This window comes from Sporosarcina luteola, assembly GCF_023715535.1.
In the GTDB taxonomy this organism is placed as follows: domain Bacteria; phylum Bacillota; class Bacilli; order Bacillales_A; family Planococcaceae; genus Sporosarcina; species Sporosarcina luteola_B.
Map to the genome: position 1 here is coordinate 274,454 of NZ_JAMBOI010000002.1, position 19,827 is coordinate 294,280.

Here is a 19,827-nt window from a genome sequence, read left to right on the forward strand (position 1 = left end):
GCCTGTTTAAAAGTTGAACGTACCAAACCCACCCATTGGTCCTACATCGGACATCATATGGTTTTTCTCCATCATTTCATATGTAATTTCCTGGTCGGGGTCTGTCCGTAATTCGATAATATAATCAAAATCTTCCATGTCGTATTCAGAATGCTGAACGAACATGTCAGGGTGTTCGACCACTTTGATGGTAGGCATGCTCATCATTTCACGGACAAGCTGCATATGCCTTTCATCACCGGATTTACGCGTGACGATGCCGTCGAGGATAAATATATTATCCTTCGAAAACTCATCTCCCGCCAAGGTGTTCCGTACGGTCTGTTTGATCATCGTGGAAGAAAGGAAAATCCATTTCTTATTCGCACACACACTTGCGGCCACGACGGATTCCGTCTTTCCGACCCTAGGCATACCCCGGATGCCGATCAATTTATGGCCTTCCTGCTTGAACAGCTCCGCCATGAAATCTACGAGGACACCCAATTCGCTGCGAATGAATCTGAATGTTTTCCGATCATCCACATCCCGTTGAATGTAACGTCCATGCCTCACTGCCAAAATATCGCGCAATTTCGGTTCACGGATCTTTTTCACTTGAATGGTTTCCATCGTGGATGCAATTAATTCGAAGCGCTTAATCTGATCGTCATTCTCAGTTCGGACTAGCATGCCGCGATGTCCGCCGTCCACACCGTTGATCGTTACAATATTGACGCGCAGCATCCCTAATAGGGAAGCGATGTCTCCGAGCAAGCCTGGCCGATTCACCTGTATCTCATATTCGACATACCATTCACCCATTCGACACACCCCTCCGAACCATTTTCACTATAGCGAATTTGATTATACGGCCCCTTTTAGAACGGTTCAAGTAGTAGGACGCAAAAGACGCAACTTAGTTCTATAATAACGGATTCGACAGCTGAAGAAAAGGAAAAAAGAAAAAGGGGATAATTGTCTCCCCTATAACATCAATTACATCACGGCGTAATTGCGTACTGATTTCAAGTTCAGATATACCATCCGCCATTGAGCTTCAAAACTTCCCCCGTCATATAATCCGCTCTTCCGCTGAGAAGGAAGCTAGCAAGATCAGCCACTTGCTCAGGCTGGCCGGTTGACTGAAGAGGTATTTCATCCAGGACGAGTTGTTTATCATCCAATGACAATTCGCTATTCATTTCAGTTTCGATCCAGCCAGGCGCAATGGCGTTCACCCGTGTTCCCGTATAAGCTGCCTCTTTTGCATACGCTTTGACGAATGCATGCTGGGCTCCCTTCACGGCGGAATACATCACTTCCCCTGCTGCACCCGTATTCCCCCAAATCGAACCGATGAATAGGACGTATGAAACGGGATGGCTGCGCAACTGGGGGGATGTGAGGCTTATGAACAGTGCGGGGTTCCGCATATGCACAAGCCATAAAGCATCCATGTCATCGCTATTCGTGTCGGTCAATAATTTCAACACCGACTGCCCGAGAGCGACAACAATCGCTTGGACTTGTCCCACTTGCTCTGCAAGCCTCCAGGCGCCATCCTCCTTCGAAAAATCCGATTGTACAATGCGGAAGTCTCGTTCAGGATGTTTTTCTGTCAGTTTCCTCTGCAAGTCCAGCGCCCGCTCTTCGTTTCGGTTGTAATGAAGATATAAGGTCCACCCGTCATCGGCAAGTTTGCGGCTAACCGCCTCCCCGATTCCTCCGGATGAACCGAGAATCACCGCGTGTCTAGTCATTTCAGTCTTCTTTTGAACCGGGAATGATTGTCATGACGGTATGGCTTTCTTCGTTGGAGATTGTTGCGAATGCGTCCTTTAAATGTCCTATTTCAATATTTTCAAGTGTCGGCACAACATCGAATAAATTCATGTCATTGAAATTGTATTGAGTGAACTGATTGGAAATAAATTCAATGGAATTCAACGAACGCATGAATTGACCGATTCTTCGTTTTCTCGCGCGATTAAGATCATCCTCAGTAATCGTCCATTTTTCTGCCAATGACTTCATCGTACTACGAACTGCCGCTTCCAACTCTTCCGGGTTATCCGTATCCGATTCAACCATTGCGAATCCGAAGCCTTTCTCGAATACGAAATCATAGTGGTATGTTTCATCAATTAAATTATCATTGTACGCCTTTGTGTAGAATTCTGAAGTCCTCCCGAACAAAATATCGAGGAGAAGATTAACCGACAAATCCTGGCGGAGCATTTCATCTCCATCCAAAATTGTATGATTGCACTTCATACCGTAATTGAATTTTGGTCTTAGAACATCCATTTCCAGCACAGTTTTCTTCCTGTTCGCTTCTTTTGGCTCTTCAGGATACTTCCGTTTTATTTCTTCGGGCTCGGAAAACTCCTTGCTGTTTTGGTCTTCTCGGATAAAGCTCATCATTTCATCCGGATCTACAGCACCTATGACGAATACAGTCATATTCGAAGGATGATAAAACGTTTCATAACATTCAGTCAGGTGCTCTGCAGTAATTTCTTGGATTGTATCGACGGTTCCCGCAATATCGATATTGACAGGAAATTCTTTGTATAAGCTTTGAATCGTCCCAAAATAATTCCGCCAATCAGGATTGTCATCATACATCGTAATTTCCTGTGTGATGATGCCCTTTTCTTTCTCCACTTTTTCTTTTGTGAAATAAGGCTCCTGCACAAAATCGAGCAGCACTTTAGTATTTTCATATAAGTTATTGGTCGTGGAGAACAAATAGGATGTTCGCGTGAATGAAGTGAATGCATTCGCGGAAGCGCCAAGGACGCCGAACTTCTGGAATACGTCCTCATCCTTCTTATCGAACATCTTATGCTCCAGGAAGTGGGCAATCCCGTCAGGCACTGTAACATATTCCTCCTTGCCCCTAGGAATGAACGTCCTGTCGATTGAACCATATTTCGTCGTAAACGTCACATACGTCTTCGAAAATCCACGCTTAGGCAATATATACACGTGCAGGCCATTGTCAAGCCTTTCGTGGAATAGGGTTTCCTGTAAGTTGTCAAAAGTAATTTTTTCCATCATTACGCCTCTCTTCCCGATAACAAGTAGATGAGTTCCAGGTGGATCTGAGATGCCATCTGCTGAACATCTTCGATTGAGACCGCCTCCCATTGAGCAATCCATTTATCGGCCGTGAAATTTTCATCCAATTGTTTGTATTGATCGTACAATTCGATTTGGCCTCTTGCAGAATCGAATGCGCTGCGGATGCTGTTCGTCAATAAGGCGATTGTTTGGTCAAGCTCCAAATCGGAAACGTTTCCGTTTTGCAGAGCGTCGATCTGTTCACCGATCAACTTTACGGCTTTCTCCTCGAGGTCCGCATCAATTCCCGCCATGACATATACAATGCCGTAATATGCTGCGTACGCACTGTTTACAGTGTATGCCATACTTTCTTTTTCCCGCACATTCATGAACAATTTACTATGAGCGAACCCGCCAAGCACACCATTGGCAACTTGCATTTTAGGGTAATCTGGATGGAAGAAGGAAACGGGGGTGCTGTATCCGACTTGCAGCTTCCCTTGCTTCATATCCTGCCGTTCAAATACTTGGCGGGCCTCTGTATTCTTCATGTCGGGCTGTTCATATTGTTTCCTCGCAGCTTCTCTTGCCGGGAAACCGAACATTGATTTTACTTTTTCTGCCAGTTCATCCTCTTGGACATCTCCAACGATATAAATGTCGATTTCATCTTCATCCAACATTCTCTTGTATGTATCCAGGAGTGACGCAGTTGTGATGCTTTCAACATCCTTTTCCGTTCCGCTTGCAGACATTGAAGCAGGATCGTTCGGACGCATCAGTTCAAGCATGCGTTTATGCGCATACCTTCCTTTATCGTCATATATGGATCTGATCCTTTCAATCACAGTCCGCTTTTCCCTGTTAACGACGGACTCATCGAATGTTCCGTCCTTTAAATTCGGATTAAAGATGATTCTACTCATCATTTTCAATGCTTCATCGAAGACGCCTGATGTCGATAGGTATTCGTCGTTTACACATTCCATATTCAATGAGATGATATGTGAGCTGCCTCGTTTCCCTGCATCCATGTAGAATACGGTACCATATAATTCGTCCAGCGCTTTCCGTAAATCGCTTTGTTTTGGATAATCAGCGCTCGAATCTTGGAGTACGTTTGATAAGACCGCCCTGTATGCAGCCTGTTTCTCATCAAGTTCAGACAGCCATTTGATGGACATTGTTATCGTTTTAAACTGCTCCGTCCTGCGTATATATAAATTGACTCCCTTTTGAAGCTCGACCTTTGTAAACATACGAACACCTCGTTTTTTCTTTATTATACGAATACCCTTCTACAATATACATTTCATCATATCTGTATAGCAAAATAAACGCATTTTTCCAAAACGGAAAACCGCCTGGTATCCAATAAATTTGGAACCAAGCGGTAGTTAGTCGTTTATCGGCTGCCTTTGATGTAAGGAATACCATTCGCTTTTGGAGCATTTGCTTTTCCGATAAACCCTGCAAGGGCAAGGATTGTCAGAACATACGGCAAGATATGGAAGTAGACCGTCGGGATATTCTTAATAAGATCAATCGATCCCGCACTGATTGCAAGCGCTTGGGCAAACCCAAAGAATAATGCTGCGCCCATCGCACCGATCGGGTGCCACTTACCGAAAATCATCGCCGCCAATGCCATAAATCCTTGGCCGTTGATCGTCGCATGACCGAAGTCTCCAGTCATTGTTTGAGAGTAGATTGCACCGCCTATACCAGCTAACCCACCTGATAAAATAACTGCTGTATAACGGATTTTCGTAACATTGATGCCCATCGTGTCTGCTGCCATCGGATGCTCTCCTACTGAACGAAGACGGAGCCCGAACGGAGTCTTATAGATGACGAACCAGGCAATCACAGCGACGATTATCGCCAATACCGAAGTGCCGTATACTGATTTAAAAAACATCGGTCCGATTACAGGAATATCCTGCAGTATCGGTATATTGATACGCGGAATTTTTTTCTGGATGAAATCTGTCTGCCCTTTTCCGAACATCATTTTCACAGAAAACAAGGCAATTGCTATACCGAGCATATTGATGGCCACACCGGAAACGACTTGGTCCGCTCGGAATGAGACAGATGCAATGGCGTGCAAAATCGAAAAGATAGCCGAAACTAGCATAGCAACCAACAAAGCAATCCATGGCGTCCATGAACCGAAGACGTCTGCATAAGCCAAATTAAAGACAATCCCTATGAACGCGCCCATGACCATAAGGCCTTCAAGTCCAATATTGACCACACCGGATCGTTCAGAGAACACGCCTCCGATGGCAGTGAGAATGAGAGGGGCGGCATAAGCGATCGAAGTCGGCACGATAAAATAGAGCACTTCCAAAAAGCTCATGTCATTTCGCCTCCTTTTTCTTATTCAATCGTTCCAGCGCTACCCGGATGATATATCCGCACGCAACGAAGAAGATGATAAGTGCAATGACGATTGAAACGATTTCTAGTGGAATGCTAGCCGCATTTGGCATATTATTCGCTCCGTATTTCAATGAACCGAACAATGATGCACCGAAGATGACGCCGAGTGGGGAGTTGGCACCGAGTAAAGCTACGGCAATCCCGTCAAACCCGATCCCAGTGAACCCGCCTTGGTTCGTCATGCTTCCAAAAGTACCTAGGCCTTCCATGGCGCCTCCAAGTCCTGCAAAAGCGCCCGAGATGACCATGGACAAAATAATGTTTTTATTTACGTTCATCCCGGAATAGTGGGATGCGTTCTGGTTAAATCCAACCGACTTCAATTCGAATCCGGTTTTTGTCTTCTCAAGAATGAACCACATGACGATTACCATGGCAAGTGCCACGAAAATTCCAAAATGGAGAGTAGAGTAATCGGTCAAGTTAGAGAGGAATTCCGAGCGCAAAGAAGCCGTCGGTTGTATTTTATCCGTCTTGTAGCTTCCGCCGGATACTGTTTTGATTAATGCGTTCACGACATGAAGTGCAACATAGTTCATCATGATTGTAACAATTACTTCATGGACACGTAATGTCGCTTTCAAAATGCCGGGCACCAAGCCCCAAAGCGCCCCAGCCAAGGCAGCAGCCAATAGGGCGAAAGGCAAATGGATGTACATCGGTAATTCAAATGCAGCACCGACATATGCCGAGGCAAACCATCCGACCATAAGCTGCCCTTCGACACCAATGTTAAAAAGCCCTGTACGGAAAGCGAATGCGACTGCCAGACCCGCAAGGATATACGGACTGATCTGCCGGATTGTTTCACCGATCGCATAGCTATCTCCGAAAATACCATTCCATAATGCTATATATCCGGCCACAGGATCGTAGCCGCTGAATAGCATGACGACTGCTCCTACGAGTAAACCTAGGATGATCGAAATGGCCGGTACTAAAATTTTGATCACTCTATTAGACATCTCGATCCGCACCTACTTTCGCTTCCTTTGAATGCCCAGCCATTAATAGACCTAGCTCCTTTTCGGTCGTTTCCGAAGGGATGACCGTATCGACGATTTGGCCATCATGGATGACTGCAATCCTGTCAGAAACGTTCATCACTTCATCTAGCTCAAAGGAAATAAGGAAAACCGCTTTCCCTTTATCACGCTGTTCAATTAGCCTTTTATGGATAAATTCTATTGCCCCGACATCTAAACCTCTCGTCGGCAATGCCGCAATAAGCAAGTCAGGATCACGTGAAACTTCACGTCCGATAATCAGCTTCTGCTGATTCCCTCCCGACAATGCCCGGGCAAGTTCGTGTTCACCTTGTGTTCTTACGTCATATTCCTCAATGATTTTCTTAGCCTTTTCCGACACTACGTCATAATGCATGAGGCCATTTTTTGAATAGGGTGGGTGGTAATATTCCTGTAAGGCAGCATTGTAGCCAACAGAAAAGTCAAGTACAAGCCCATGTTTATGACGGTCTTGCGGGATATGACCTAAACCCGATTCCGTTATTTTTCTCGTTTTCAATGAGGTAATATCTTTGGAATTGATGGTGATCTTTCCACTCTTCACTTTCCGCAGGCCGGCAATCGCTTCAATTAATTCGGATTGCCCATTGCCATCAATTCCAGCCAAGCCGACAATCTCGCCCTTCCGGACAGATAAATTCAAGCCCTTCACTTTTTCGACGCCTCTATAGTCAACGACAACAAGGTTTTCAATACTTAAAACATCTTCCTGCGGATTTGCAGGACCTTTTTCCGTCTTGAATGTAACTTGTCTTCCTACCATTAACGTTGCAAGTTCTTCAGGATTTGTTTCAGACGTGACAACCGTACCTATCCCCTGCCCTTTACGGATTACAGTAACCCGGTCGGATACATCCATGATCTCTTGAAGTTTATGAGTGATGAGGATAATTGACTTTCCTTCAGTAATTAGTTTTTTCATAATTCCGATTAATTCTTGTATTTCCTGGGGAGTTAAAGAAGCCGTCGGTTCATCAAAAATTAGTATATTTGCACCACGATATAATGTTTTTAGAATTTCCACTCGTTGTTGCATTCCGACCGAAATATCTTCAATTTTTGCGTATGGATCGACATTCAATCCGTACGTTTTAGAAATCTCCGCAACTTTCTTTGCTGCGGCTTTACTATTGACGATACCCATCTTTTTCGGTTCATTGCCTAAAATGATATTTTCAGTAACCGTCAAATTCTCGACGAGCATGAAATGTTGATGGACCATTCCAATTCCAAGGTCGTTTGCAACATTCGGACTTGTAATATTGACCTTTTTTCCATTGACGCGTATTTCTCCCTCTTCGGGTTGATACAGCCCGAACAACACATTCATCAAAGTGGTTTTCCCTGCGCCATTTTCACCTAGAAGCGCATGGATCTCCCCTTTCCCCAATTGCAGGGTGATGTTGTCATTCGCCCGGAAATTACCGAATTGCTTTGTAATGTTCAACATCTCAATGACATATTCCAATGGTTTCACTTCCTCGTATAATAGTTTCTCTTTATATTTGGCTATTAAAATGAACACAATAAAAGGTTCTTTTGTGTAAAAACCTTTTAGTCTGTCATTTTCCTCAGTGCTTTTTTCACAACAAAGGCCGGACTGATCCGGCCTTTGTCGCATTTTTAATTATTCAACGAACTCAGGTACTTCAATTTCACCAGAAGCAATTTTCTTTTTGAAATCTTCCACTTTATCCATTACATCTTGTGGAATCGCACCGCGGGAATCCGCCAATGTAACACCGTCATCTTCAAGACCGTATACTTTCGTTTCACCGCCTGGGAATTTGCCTTCCTGGGCAAGCTTCGCAATGTCTTGAACCGCTACATCAACGCGTTTAAGCATTGAAGTTAACGTAATGTTGTCATCGCCGACTTGACCTTCGTCATATTGATCGGAGTCAACACCGATAACCCATACGTATGCATCTTTGTCAGCAGCTTTACGCTCTTTCGCTTCCGTGAAGACACCGTTTCCTGTACCACCAGCTGCGTGGAAGATAATATCTACGCCAGATGAATACATACGGCCAGCTTCCGCTTTCCCAAGCTCAGCTTTGTCAAATGCCCCAGTATATTTCACATCTACTTTGATATCCGGTTTTACTGCTGCAACGCCCGCAATAAATCCAGCTTCAAAGCGCTCAATAACAGGAATTTCCATACCGCCAACGAAACCGATTTTATCCGATTTTGTCATCAATGCAGCAGCAACACCAGCAAGGAATGCACCTTCTTGTTCCTTGAACAGGATGCTTGCCACGTTCGGCTGATCAACAACACCATCGATGATTCCGAAGTTTGTATCAGCTTGTTGTCCAGCAATTGTATTGATCGCTTCTTCCATCATGAATCCGACACCGAAAACAAGATCGAAGTCACGGCGGGTAAGCGCATTCAAGTTGGACGTGTAATCTGCTTCACCTTTTGATTGAAGGTATGCGTATCCGCCGTCGCCTTCACTCAAACCATTAGCCTCACCGAAATCTTTGATACCTTTCCAAGCGGATTGGTTGAACGATTTGTCGTCAATTCCGCCGACATCCGTGACCATTGCTAGTGAAAACTCTGATTCGTTTCCACCTTTAGAAGTTGTTTTTTCTTTTTCTGTGCCGCATGCACCGAGTAATGTGCCAGCTGCTAGTACCAATGATAATGCAAGACCGTATTTACGTTTGCTCACCGATTGGACCTCCCTGTTTTTTATTTTGGTATTAAAATATGACGTGTGAACGTCTTAAATGCACACTTGGAAAGCACTCCGTCGGCAGTCAAAAAGACAGGCGGTCGATGCACTTGCATTTGTTGCCCGTCATTCTCAGCATGCTTACCGACTGCTTCATAAATGTGCCTTATACCCTTTTTCGTACTACATGGAAGCTGAACTTATCAGCTCTGAAATAGTTTTTGGAGTAAAGGACCATTTCGCCTTCCTCACTGTAATGATGTTGAAGCAATACAAGGAGGGGGATGTCCACTCCACATCTTAGTATGGAAGATGCTTCATCGTCATAGCCGACAGGTTCGATGTTCGCAACAGCCTGAGCTATCCTGATCTGGCCGGATTTCTCAATCAAGTCGAAAATGGATTCGTTCAGTATGACATCCGATCCTCCGTCCAGATTTTTTGATAGGACATGATCAATGCAATAAACGACTGGCTCGCCGTCTGCAGTTCTAACTCTTTTAATTGTTACAAGACTATCATTTTCATCGCAGCCGAACTTTCCAACCATTTCATCGTTTGGGAGATCCTCTTGCACCTCCATAAAAATCGTGCCAGGAACCATTCCTGCATCACATATCATGGAAGAGACGCTTGATAGCTGCTCAATTCCGGATGTAAATAATGGCCGCGGATTCACAAAAGTCCCGACACCGTGTTTTCTGACGATGACTTTCTCCTCTTCAAGGACACGGAGCGCTTCCCGAAGCGTCGCCCTGCTGACGCCAAGCGTTCTGGCAAGTTCAAATTCGGATGGGAACCTTTCGTTCTCCTTGAAGACTCCGGAGTCGATATCTTCTTTCAGCCGCTCGATCACTTGGACATACAAATGCCTGTGATCCGTTTTTACCACCATTAATATCCCCCCTCCCGATGAGGTAAGACCTCTGATGTGTTACCTCATTTCTCAATCATCCATACTATATCATTTTACTTCTCCAAAATAAACATCTGTTTTTCAAAAAAACTTGAAACTGTAAGAATTCCTTTTAAATTGTCCATCTTTTGTCATGTTTTTCACGCACGATAGTCTGAGTCTACGGTAGATGTCAGGACTTGTCTCGGCTTGCTGCCCTCCGGAGGACCTACGACGCCCCTCATCTCCATTTGGTCAACAATTCTAGCCGCTCTAGAATAGCCGATCCGGAAACGGCGCTGCAGCATTGAGACTGATGCAGTCTGCATTTCTGTGACGAGTTGGACGGCATCATCATAGAGTTCATCCGTCTCCTCATGAGGCTGGACCTCTTCCACCTCTGTCGGTATCATTTCTTCTTGGTATTGCGCCTTTTGCTGCTCAATAACAAAATCGACGACAGCCTCCACTTCCTGATCCGATACGAAAGCTCCCTGAACTCTGACAGGCTTGGATGCGCCAGCAGGCAAAAATAGCATATCTCCGCGTCCTAGCAGTTTCTCTGCTCCGCCCCCGTCCAAAATCGTCCTTGAATCAACGGCGGAAGAAACAGCAAAAGCGATTCGTGATGGTATATTCGCTTTAATGATACCTGTTATAACATCTACGCTTGGCCGTTGCGTCGCTATAATCAAATGTATTCCCGCCGCACGCGCCATTTGAGCAAGACGTGTAATCGAATCTTCCACATCACTTGAAGCCACCATCATCAAATCTGCAAGCTCATCGACAATGACAACGATGTACGGCATACGTGGATGCTTTTCTTCGTTTTCCTCATTCCACTGTTCGATGTGCTCATTATATCCTTCAATATTACGAGTGCCTGTATGGGAAAACAGCTCGTACCTTCTTTCCATTTCGGAAACGACCTTCTTCAATGCCTGGGAGGCTTTCCGAGGATCGGTCACGACAGGCGCCAACAAATGAGGAACGCCGTTGTAGACATTCAATTCAACCATTTTCGGGTCGATCATCATCATCTTTACTTCATGCGGCTTGGCGCGCATTAAGATACTGATGATAATTCCATTGATGCATACACTTTTCCCGCTTCCTGTCGATCCTGCGACGAGGACGTGCGGCATTTTGTTCAATTCGGCCATCATTGCCTGACCAGTCACATCTCTGCCGAGAACGATACTCAGCTTCGAATCAGGTCGATTATTTTCCTTCGAATCGATCACTTCCCGTAAACTGACGATGGCAACCGACTTGTTCGGCACTTCTATTCCCACCGCCGATTTTCCGGGGATTGGTGCTTCTATTCTTATATCACTCGCCGCGAGGGCAAGTGCGATATCGTCTGCCAGGCTGACGATCCTACTCACCTTAACGCCGGTGTCAGGCAGCACTTCATATTTCGTTACAGCCGGCCCTAAATGGACTTGAGTTACTTTCGCTTTCACTCCAAAGCTTAAAAACGTCCTTTCCAATTTCTGCGCATTTGCGTGAATGGAGTCATATTCTGCAGATTGATCATTGGCTGGCGTTTGCTTAAGCAATGACGGAGGCGGCAGAATATAGGAAACATTTTCCTCTTCGCCAGATATGATTGAATATGCCGGAACATCGCCGGTTTCCGGTTCGATAGCTGGCGATGCCTCTACTTCCTTCTCGATAACCGCGGCATGCTCGTCATTGGAAGTTGCCGGCTCTATCCGTTCATTAAATGCGGAAATGATCGGCTTCGAATGAATTTCTTCCTGCTCCTCAATAGTGGCAACAGACGCAGTATCCGCCTGCTCGTCCACAACTGCATGTGACTTTTTGGAACGCTTTGCCGTTCTTGAGAGTGCAGTTTGACTTCCTTTTTTAGGAGTTTTCGTTTCTTTACGTTCCGTTTTGGATTTCAAAGAAGCGAGCAACTTCGGATAAAGTTCCGCAATATATGGGACGAGTGCCTTTCCAGTGAGCAGAACAACACCTATCAATAACAGGAGTACTCCCGCAACGGTCGCTCCGGCCGAATCAAATAACGAATGGAAGAGCGCAAACAGCATCGCTCCTGCCAGTCCTCCGCCGAGGGTTCCGCTTCTCGACACGATCCCCTCGTTCGTGACAAGTACTTTCCACGTCTCTTTAAAAGCCGAGTTCGACATAAGCACTTTGCTTTCATATAATCCCTTGAACAAATAGATGTGGCTGAATAATAGCAAACTTGCCAGTATGAATAAGCTTCCCCCGACAATCCGGTTTTTCCATCCGACCGTCTTCCGTTTCACCATGAAGAGCAAGGCCTGGACGATCAATAGAAGGGGAATAGCTCCATGCCAATTCCCGAATAGCAGTCTTGTAAAAGATGATAAACCCCTTCCTACAATGCCAAATTCAAAAATGATCATGATAGCGAAGCCGATCATCGTCAAACCCGCTACTTCATACAGTAATGGATGGAGGCCTTCATTTTTCTTTTTTGCGGCCGCCTTTCTTCTTTTCTTCGTTTTTTTAGACATGTCATTCCTCCTGTTGAAAAAAGGATTTCCCGCCGTCCGGTCGGCATGGAAATCCTTTTCTCGAGTTCTGTCGGTGTCCGTTCAGACTCCGTTTATGTTCCGTTGCAGACCTATCTCAATACTCCATGATGATTGGAATGATCATCGGTCTTCTCTTCGTCTGTTGGAATAAATAGGAGCTTAATGTATCACGGATCTCTTGCTTTATGTTTGTCCATTCGAACGTATCTTTATTCACATACTTTTCCACGATTTTCCTCACGAGGTTCCTCGACTCATCGAGCAGTTCCTCGGACTCTCTTACATAGACGAAACCGCGGGAGACGATTTCGGGACCTGCAGCAATTCTCTTCTGTCTGCGGCTCAATGTTATAACGACAGTGAATATGCCATCTTGAGACAACAGCTTTCTGTCCCGTAAGACGATATTGCCGACATCTCCGACCCCGATTCCATCAATGAGGATATTCCCTGCTTGCACACGGCCGCTCATCCTCATTTTATCGTTTTTATATTCAACAATATCCCCTTTATCCGCAATGAAGATCTGGGACATTTGCAATCCTACCTGCTGGGCGAGCTTTGAATGCGCGATCAGCATTTTATACTCACCTTGAATTGGAATGAAATACTTCGGCTGCATCAGATTCAACATCATTTTTAAATCTTCTTGGCTGCCGTGTCCAGATACATGGACATTCTTTGAAGCAGTGAGGACGTTTGCTCCGGCTTTCGCCAACTCATTCGCCATCTGATACATGGACACTTCCATGCTCGGGGATGGTGTGAATGTAATGAGGACTGTATCAGTCTCTTTGATTTTAATATCCTTATGGTGTTTACGGACAATTTTTTCAAGCGCGTCGAGCGGTTCACCTTGATTGCCCGTTACGATAATCACGATTTGATCATCAGAATACTTCCCGATATCTTTTACGGAAATGACCGTTTCTTCGTCAATTTGCAAGTACCCCAACCGCATGCCGACTTCAAAATAGCTTTCCAAGCTCTTTCCGACGACAGCGACTTTCTTGCCTGTTTCGAGTGCTTTATCGAAAACCTGTTGAATCCGGATGAAATTGGATGCATACAACGCAACGAGAATACGCCCTTCCGCACCATGAAATGTATTTGACAACCGATCTTCAATTACGGTTTCGGATGTTGTATAGCCCGGACGTTCAGCTTCATTCGAATCGGACATCAGAATGAAGACTCCTTCTTCGCCTAAAGCTGCCATTTTTGCAAAGTCCGGACGATATTTCCCTTTTGCCGATTGATCGAATTTGAATTCTCCTGTATGGACGATTGCGCCTTCACTCGTATGGAAGACGATGCCAAGGGAGTCAGGAATGCTATGAGTCGTATGGAAGAATGTCACATACGTCTTTTTGAAATTCATCCTGCTTTTATTCGTCACTTCAAAGAATTTCACTCCTGCGGGTGCGGGCATATCTTTCAAATGCTCTTTGGCGAGCGCGAGCGTCAGTTTGGAACCGTATACTGGAGCCTGCACTTTTTGTAGGAGATAGGCGATGGATCCGATCGCATCTTCATGTCCATGCGTCAAGAAGATACCTTTTACCCGATCTTTGTTTTCCTCGATGTATGTCAGGTCTGGTATAACGATGTCAATACCGAGCATTTCGCCTTCGGGGAACATGAGTCCCGCGTCGACGATAAAGAGCTCGTCGTCGATTTCGATGACGTACATCGCTTTTCCGATTTCCCCGACCCCTCCTAACGGAATTACTTTAATAACTTCATTTTTTGTTTTTGCCACATTGTTTCCTCCTATACATTGTTTGAAAAAGACTGGTGTTGGATCATGAACCGTCTATGTATGTTTTTCTGGCGTGTTTTTTATCGTCGCCTATACTTCTAAGTGAAATTCCAACTGTCCATTTTCAATGATAACTGTTGTTTCTTGTTTAATGAAAACCCGTCCACAACGACTAAGTTTCATTATACGTGAGAATGACCCTACTACACAAACAAAAAAAGCCGGTGATTGCTACCGGCTTTAATTTATTGAAAAACATGCTCGTTTTTTTTGAATTTATTCCATACTTCGTCGAAGGCGGCGGAGTCTTTTCCGAAAGCGGTCAACGGCATTCGGACGCCGCCCGTCTCAATCCCCATCTTGTTAAGGGCATATTTGACAGGGACGGGATTCGGTGCGGAAAATACGGCATGGAATAATGGCAACAATGTTCTGTGCATCATTGCAGCCTTTGCCGTATCACCAGCTTTGAATGCATTGATCATTTGCTGCATTTCGGCACCTACGAGATGGGAAGCGACTGAAATGACTCCATCTCCGCCTATGGATAATAACGGCAAAGTCAATGCATCGTCTCCACTGTAAACTTTGAACCCTTTATCCGTTCCAGATATGATATCGGACATTTGATCGAGGCTGCCGCTAGCTTCCTTGACAGCCCGGATATTTTTTATTTTCGATAATTCAATGACGGTTTCCGCCTCCATATTGACCGCGGCTCTGCCGGGAATGTTATAGAGAAGAATAGGCAGGTCCGTCTCTTTTGCAATATGGGTAAAATGCGTGACAATCCCTTTTTGGTCAGGCTTATTGTAATAGGGGGTCACTAGCATGATTCCGTCTGCACCAAGCTCATCTGCCTGTTTTGTCAGTTTGATTGTTTCCGCGGTATTGAAGGTTCCAGTACCTGCAATGACGGGAATCCTTTTTCCGACGATTTCAATTGCATATTTGAACAGTTCCGATTTCTCTTGATGATTTAACGTGGGTGATTCCCCCGTAGTACCACAGACGATTAAGGAATCCGTCCCCGTCGCGATCAAATGCTCGATCAGCTGTTCCGTCAAGTCAAAATCGATTGCTCCAGACTTAGAAAAAGGAGTGACCATCGCTGTGCCTATTTGTCCAAGTTCCAATCTGACCATTCCTTTTCATGGCTTTATGGTGAAGCAAATGCTTCGGTCTCCCAAGCCTGCTATTGGCGTGGACCAACCGTTTCAATCAATTTTTAATCAATTCCTCAGCGATTTGAACCGAATTCAGCGCCGCGCCTTTCAACAAGTTATCTGAAACGATCCACATATGGAAGCCGGCAGGGTATTTCGGATCTTTGCGGATGCGGCCGACGAAAATCTCATCTTTCCCTTCAGCGAATAACGGCATCGGATACAATTGTGAAGATGGGTCATCCTGGACGATAACACCCGGTGCATTTTCCATCGCAGAACGGATATCGGCAACAGTGGCATTTTCATCATCCGTTTCGATATATACCGATTCCGAATGTCCTGTGACGACAGGCAACCGGACGCACGTGGCAGTGACAGCCATCTGCTGATCGCCAAATATTTTTTTCGTTTCGTTCATCATTTTCAGTTCCTCTAAAGTGTACCCCGATTCATCGAAAACATCGATTTGTGGAATGGCGTTGAACGCGATCGGATAATGGCGCTCTGCAGAAGCGCTTGGGAGCAATTCCGCTTTAATGTTTGCACGGTCCGCAAATTGCGTACTCTGCTGGTCTAGTTCATCAATCGCTTCAGCACCCGCTCCTGAAACTGCTTGATACGTTGATACGATGATTCGGTTGAGGCCAAATTTCTCTTTGACCGGCTGAAGCGCTGCAACCATTTGAATCGTGGAACAGTTTGGGTTCGCAATGATCCCTGTATGGTTTTTCAATGTATGTGGATTCACTTCAGGTACGACGAGTGGAATGTTTTCATCCATCCTGAATGCGCTTGTATTATCAATGACGACCGCACCGCGTTTCACCGCTTCGTGCGCAAACTTTTGGGAGATGGAACCTCCCGCACTGAAAAATGCAATGTCGACGCCCTCAAAAGATTCAGGAACCGTTTCTTCAACAATATATGTTTGACCGCCGACAGCAATTTCCATTCCTGCCGAACGCTTCGAAGCTAGCAATTTAATCGATCTTGCAGGGAAATTCCGTTCTAAAAGTTTTTCTAGAATTTTTGTTCCCACTGCTCCAGTTGCTCCAACGATTGCCACATTCAAGTTTTCTCTATTCATCTCAATCTCCCTTTCATTTTAAGGACCGACGGATATATATACAGTATATTGTTTATTGATACAAATGAAGAAATCTTCGTCTTGTGCATCAATAAAACCCTACCCTGCGCCCTATAAGAGTTCATTGGAGAAAGTATATCATATTATGAATTTTTCTGCTTTGTAACTTTACTTTTATTTATGAATAATTAACAGTGGTTGTAGTTGCCGGTGTTCGAGGGCGGCCGCCGTAGCTGGGACCAGTAATGTAAAATCGGAGATTAATGAGTTCGGCTTTTTGAAAGGATCATCTTGACCGAATGGAATGAAATATACATTCTTCATGTTTAATAACTTCATGATGTTTGGTCCATTCAATCCTAATGCGTCATTAGTTGAAATGCCGAGCAGCACAGGGCTGCCATTTCGTAACGTGGCTTTCGCCGCCATCAATACAGGTGAATCTGTAGCGGCATTAGCGAATTTGCTGATCGAATTTCCAGTCATCGGCGCAATGATCATGCAATCGACCGGGGAACTTGGACCGAATGGCTCAGCTCCTACTATTGTGGAGATGACTTTTTCGCCTGTTGCTTCTTCAATTCTTGCGATCCATTCCTCGCCTGTACCGAACCGTGTCGCTGCAGTGAGCACGGAATGTGTAATGACAGGAACGACAGTCGCCCCGTTTTCTTGCAAATTGCTAATGACGGGTAATATTTGGTCATACGTACAATGGGAGGCCGTAATTCCAAGGCCGATTCTTTTCCCCTGTAGCATTTTTTTCCCCTTTCATCTACTATTCATCCTCAGCAAAGCTTCGGACAAAGCCTTAGCTGCGTCCACCGGAAAGTGTTTTCCCGGCAATCCGAGGTGTATTGTATAGTATTCATCAGGGGAATTGCCCTTTAGGCAACCGGGCGCAGATGCTAAATCATAAATGCGCAATGTTGAATCTGCATCGACTTGCAACCATTTCGCGGGTATCGTATTTATGAGAATACCTTTTACATCAACCGACCCGGTCGGCAAGTGCATTGTTTGGTAGCCGATTGCAGCTGCTTCGCCAAGCTGCTCCGGGGAACGCGCTACTATGGTTATAGAGGCTCCAAGCGATGCCAGGACCGCTGCAGTCATTTTTGCGACTTTGCCGAACCCGGCGATATAGAAGTGTTCACCTGAAATACGTCGTTTTGCTGAAGGGTAGTATTCAAGCAAAAATCCCTCTGCCGTCAAAACTGCATTTTCCCAGACGAATTCCACTTCTTTCAAATACGGCCGGATAGTGAAGCCTGCTTCCGAAAAAGGAGCGAGCCAATCACTAGCGGCTACTCCCGGATAAAGAATTGCAGATTTATTAATTTTGTCCACTGGAATGGTGTCTTCCATTTGCAGAATCGGAAAAACGATATGATCGGGAGTAATTTCATCAAGGATGCCGGCTAACTGTTCTGAATAACTGTTTCCATCATAGTGGAACACATCGAAGCCTTTCTCTCCCATTATTCGGCTGCATTCAGATAATCTGAGGTCCGTTCCAATGAACAGCCACTTTCCGTCAATTATCGTCAATGTCAAATTCCCCCATACTATATGTTTTTCCAAATAGGATTCGATGTTCTCCAATCAATACGATTTCACTCCATGGTATGAATTCCGAAGTCTCTTGCTCTTTGTTGCGGAATGGAAATCGTCCAAATTTCTTTTTCACTTCGAAGCCTATGATCGCTCCCGTTTTTCGATTGAAGATTAGATCCGTATCCGCAAGAAATCCATAGCGGATTCCTTCCTCTACTTGAATAAGCTCTTTCTGCGCCATTTCAGATAGCAGCATTTCCTTGCCCCCTTCTAATTGTCCTGACTTATCATATGATTCAGGGGAGGCAAAGCTGCATATTTCTACAATTCGATTCTTTCACCGTTTTTTGGGAGCGATGATTGAAATCGCACGCTCACGGGCAAACGTTTCACATGCAATCTTATTGACATTGTCTAGCTGCACATTATCGATCAGTTCGACAACTTCCTCAATTGACTTATGCTCTGATAAAATCAGTTCGTTCTTTCCATTCCGGTGCATTCTCGATTCCGAACTTTCAAGGCCAAGCAGGAAGCTGCCTTTCAATTGCTCTTTCGCATTATGCAATTCCTTCTCCGTAACCCCATCCGATACGATTTCACCAATGAGCTGATCCATCGTCGACACCATCTCCTCCAAATGTTCGGGTCCGGTACCCCCGTAAATGACGAATGAGCCCGTTGCCAAGTAGGATGAATAATAGGAGAACACAGAATAAGCAAGCCCTTTCTCCTCCCGAATCTTTTGGAACATCCGCGACGACATCGTGCCACCGACAATGCTATCCAGCAGAATCAGATCATGGAGTCTGTCATCAGAAAGGGCCAAGCCGGGGTAACCGATGCAAATATGCGCCTGTTCAATTTCTTTATATTTTGTTGTGTTTCCGCTATGGAAAACAGGATAGGAATCTTCATTCGTTTCTTTCAGATTCCCGCCAGCTGCGTATGAGCTGAACAGGCTTTCGATGAAACCGATTAATTTATCATCATAATTTCCAGCAATAGAAATGACGATATTATCAGCAGTGTAATGCTTTGAGATATAACGCTCGATCATTCCCTTATTAAATTGTTCAATCGTTTCCTTTACTCCGCCGATAGATCTTCCTATCGGATGCTTCGGATACATGACAGACCAAAGACGTTCATCGACATCATCATCGGGTGTATCTTCCACTGATGCAATTTCATCCAAGATGACGGATTTCTCTCTTTGCATGTCTATTTCGTCAAACCGCGAATTAAAAAACATGTCCGCCAAAATTGTCAGCGCTTCTTCCGCATGATGATCAAGCACCGTTGTATAATAGCAAGTCATCTCTTTGGACGTGTAAGCGTTTATATCCCCGCCCATCCCGTCGAATTGTTCCGCTATCATTTTTGCGGTGCGCGTTTTCGTTCCTTTGAAAAGCATATGTTCGATAAAGTGGGAGAGCCCCCATTCCTTTTCCGTCTCATTGATGGAACCGGCCTTTACAAATAGGCCGATTGCCAATGAGCGAACATAAGGCATTTTTTCATGGATGATTCTAATGCCGTTATGGCTGATTTCTTTTTGTATCAATTTTTTACCCCCGTTTAAAAGAATAAAAAGCCTCCATCTT

At 44.9% G+C, this 19,827-nt stretch carries 17 protein-coding genes; all 17 read right to left on the bottom strand.

Translation table 11 applies throughout. The annotated features are described in order from the left end of the window. Positions 1-6: 6 nt before the first annotated feature. Positions 7-804 carry a YmfK family protein gene (locus M3191_RS04880; RefSeq protein WP_251694760.1) on the bottom strand — a complete coding sequence of 266 codons (798 nt, stop codon included), beginning with the start codon at positions 802-804 and terminating at the stop codon, positions 7-9. Positions 805-1,013: 209 nt separating this feature from the next. Then, complete coding sequence (gene ymfI / locus M3191_RS04885; protein WP_251698583.1) at positions 1,014-1,742, bottom strand: elongation factor P 5-aminopentanone reductase; 729 nt, start codon at positions 1,740-1,742, stop codon at positions 1,014-1,016. Between the two features lies 1 nt (position 1,743). Further along, the gene (yfmH, locus tag M3191_RS04890) at positions 1,744-3,042 is read right to left on the bottom strand and encodes an EF-P 5-aminopentanol modification-associated protein YfmH (RefSeq protein WP_251698585.1); all 1,299 of its coding nucleotides are present in this window, start codon (positions 3,040-3,042) and stop codon (positions 1,744-1,746) included. 2 nt (positions 3,043-3,044) lie between these two features. Next, on the bottom strand, positions 3,045-4,310 hold the full coding sequence (gene yfmF, locus M3191_RS04895; protein ID WP_251698587.1) for an EF-P 5-aminopentanol modification-associated protein YfmF: 1,266 nt from the start codon (positions 4,308-4,310) through the stop codon (positions 3,045-3,047). Positions 4,311-4,456: 146 nt separating this feature from the next. Beyond that, positions 4,457-5,416, bottom strand: a complete 960-nt coding sequence (locus M3191_RS04900; protein WP_251698589.1) for an ABC transporter permease — start codon at positions 5,414-5,416, stop codon at positions 4,457-4,459. A 1-nt stretch (position 5,417) separates the two neighbouring features. Further along, positions 5,418-6,464 (bottom strand): ABC transporter permease, encoded by a 1,047-nt coding sequence (locus M3191_RS04905; protein WP_251694765.1) that lies wholly within the window; start codon positions 6,462-6,464, stop codon positions 5,418-5,420. Further along, positions 6,457-7,995 carry an ABC transporter ATP-binding protein gene (locus tag M3191_RS04910; RefSeq protein ID WP_251698592.1) on the bottom strand — a complete coding sequence of 513 codons (1,539 nt, stop codon included), beginning with the start codon at positions 7,993-7,995 and terminating at the stop codon, positions 6,457-6,459. The genes M3191_RS04905 and M3191_RS04910 overlap by 8 nt, the downstream gene beginning before the upstream one ends. 159 nt (positions 7,996-8,154) lie before the next feature. After that, on the bottom strand, positions 8,155-9,210 hold the full coding sequence (locus M3191_RS04915) for a BMP family lipoprotein (RefSeq protein WP_251698594.1): 1,056 nt from the start codon (positions 9,208-9,210) through the stop codon (positions 8,155-8,157). 169 nt (positions 9,211-9,379) lie between these two features. Continuing rightward, a complete protein-coding gene (locus M3191_RS04920) occupies positions 9,380-10,108 on the bottom strand; it encodes a GntR family transcriptional regulator (protein WP_251698596.1) in 729 nt (242 codons plus the stop codon). A 161-nt stretch (positions 10,109-10,269) separates the two neighbouring features. Next, positions 10,270-12,624 (bottom strand): DNA translocase FtsK, encoded by a 2,355-nt coding sequence (locus M3191_RS04925; RefSeq protein ID WP_251698598.1) that lies wholly within the window; start codon positions 12,622-12,624, stop codon positions 10,270-10,272. Positions 12,625-12,739: 115 nt separating this feature from the next. Next, positions 12,740-14,407, bottom strand: a complete 1,668-nt coding sequence (locus tag M3191_RS04930) for a ribonuclease J (protein WP_251698600.1) — start codon at positions 14,405-14,407, stop codon at positions 12,740-12,742. A 245-nt stretch (positions 14,408-14,652) separates the two neighbouring features. Beyond that, the gene (dapA, locus tag M3191_RS04935; protein ID WP_251698602.1) at positions 14,653-15,543 is read right to left on the bottom strand and encodes a 4-hydroxy-tetrahydrodipicolinate synthase; all 891 of its coding nucleotides are present in this window, start codon (positions 15,541-15,543) and stop codon (positions 14,653-14,655) included. Positions 15,544-15,628: 85 nt separating this feature from the next. Beyond that, on the bottom strand, positions 15,629-16,663 hold the full coding sequence (locus tag M3191_RS04940; RefSeq protein ID WP_251698612.1) for an aspartate-semialdehyde dehydrogenase: 1,035 nt from the start codon (positions 16,661-16,663) through the stop codon (positions 15,629-15,631). A gap of 174 nt (positions 16,664-16,837) precedes the next feature. Beyond that, on the bottom strand, positions 16,838-17,422 hold the full coding sequence (locus M3191_RS04945) for a dipicolinate synthase subunit B (protein ID WP_251698613.1): 585 nt from the start codon (positions 17,420-17,422) through the stop codon (positions 16,838-16,840). Positions 17,423-17,434: 12 nt separating this feature from the next. Continuing rightward, positions 17,435-18,214, bottom strand: coding sequence for a hypothetical protein (locus M3191_RS04950; RefSeq protein WP_251698615.1), 780 nt, complete (start codon positions 18,212-18,214; stop codon positions 17,435-17,437). Further along, positions 18,201-18,476, bottom strand: coding sequence for a YlmC/YmxH family sporulation protein (locus M3191_RS04955; protein ID WP_251698617.1), 276 nt, complete (start codon positions 18,474-18,476; stop codon positions 18,201-18,203). Before M3191_RS04955 ends, M3191_RS04950 begins: the two co-directional genes overlap by 14 nt. 81 nt (positions 18,477-18,557) lie before the next feature. Further along, positions 18,558-19,787, bottom strand: coding sequence for a M16 family metallopeptidase (locus M3191_RS04960; RefSeq protein WP_251698619.1), 1,230 nt, complete (start codon positions 19,785-19,787; stop codon positions 18,558-18,560). Positions 19,788-19,827 lie beyond the last annotated feature (40 nt).

Excerpts from the sequence above, each read along its gene's own strand:
- M3191_RS04880 (WP_251694760.1), bottom strand. The coding sequence starts at position 804 with ATGGGTGAATGGTATGTCGAATATGAGATACAGGTGAATCGGCCAGGC.
- ymfI (WP_251698583.1), bottom strand. The coding sequence starts at position 1,742 with ATGACTAGACACGCGGTGATTCTCGGTTCATCCGGAGGAATCGGGGAG.
- yfmH (WP_251698585.1), bottom strand. The coding sequence starts at position 3,042 with ATGGAAAAAATTACTTTTGACAACTTACAGGAAACCCTATTCCACGAA.
- yfmF (WP_251698587.1), bottom strand. The coding sequence starts at position 4,310 with ATGTTTACAAAGGTCGAGCTTCAAAAGGGAGTCAATTTATATATACGC.
- M3191_RS04900 (WP_251698589.1), bottom strand. The coding sequence starts at position 5,416 with ATGAGCTTTTTGGAAGTGCTCTATTTTATCGTGCCGACTTCGATCGCT.
- M3191_RS04905 (WP_251694765.1), bottom strand. The coding sequence starts at position 6,464 with ATGTCTAATAGAGTGATCAAAATTTTAGTACCGGCCATTTCGATCATC.
- M3191_RS04920 (WP_251698596.1), bottom strand. The coding sequence starts at position 10,108 with ATGGTGGTAAAAACGGATCACAGGCATTTGTATGTCCAAGTGATCGAG.
- M3191_RS04925 (WP_251698598.1), bottom strand. The coding sequence starts at position 12,624 with ATGTCTAAAAAAACGAAGAAAAGAAGAAAGGCGGCCGCAAAAAAGAAA.
- M3191_RS04940 (WP_251698612.1), bottom strand. The coding sequence starts at position 16,663 with ATGAATAGAGAAAACTTGAATGTGGCAATCGTTGGAGCAACTGGAGCA.
- M3191_RS04945 (WP_251698613.1), bottom strand. The coding sequence starts at position 17,422 with ATGCTACAGGGGAAAAGAATCGGCCTTGGAATTACGGCCTCCCATTGT.
- M3191_RS04955 (WP_251698617.1), bottom strand. The coding sequence starts at position 18,476 with ATGCTGCTATCTGAAATGGCGCAGAAAGAGCTTATTCAAGTAGAGGAA.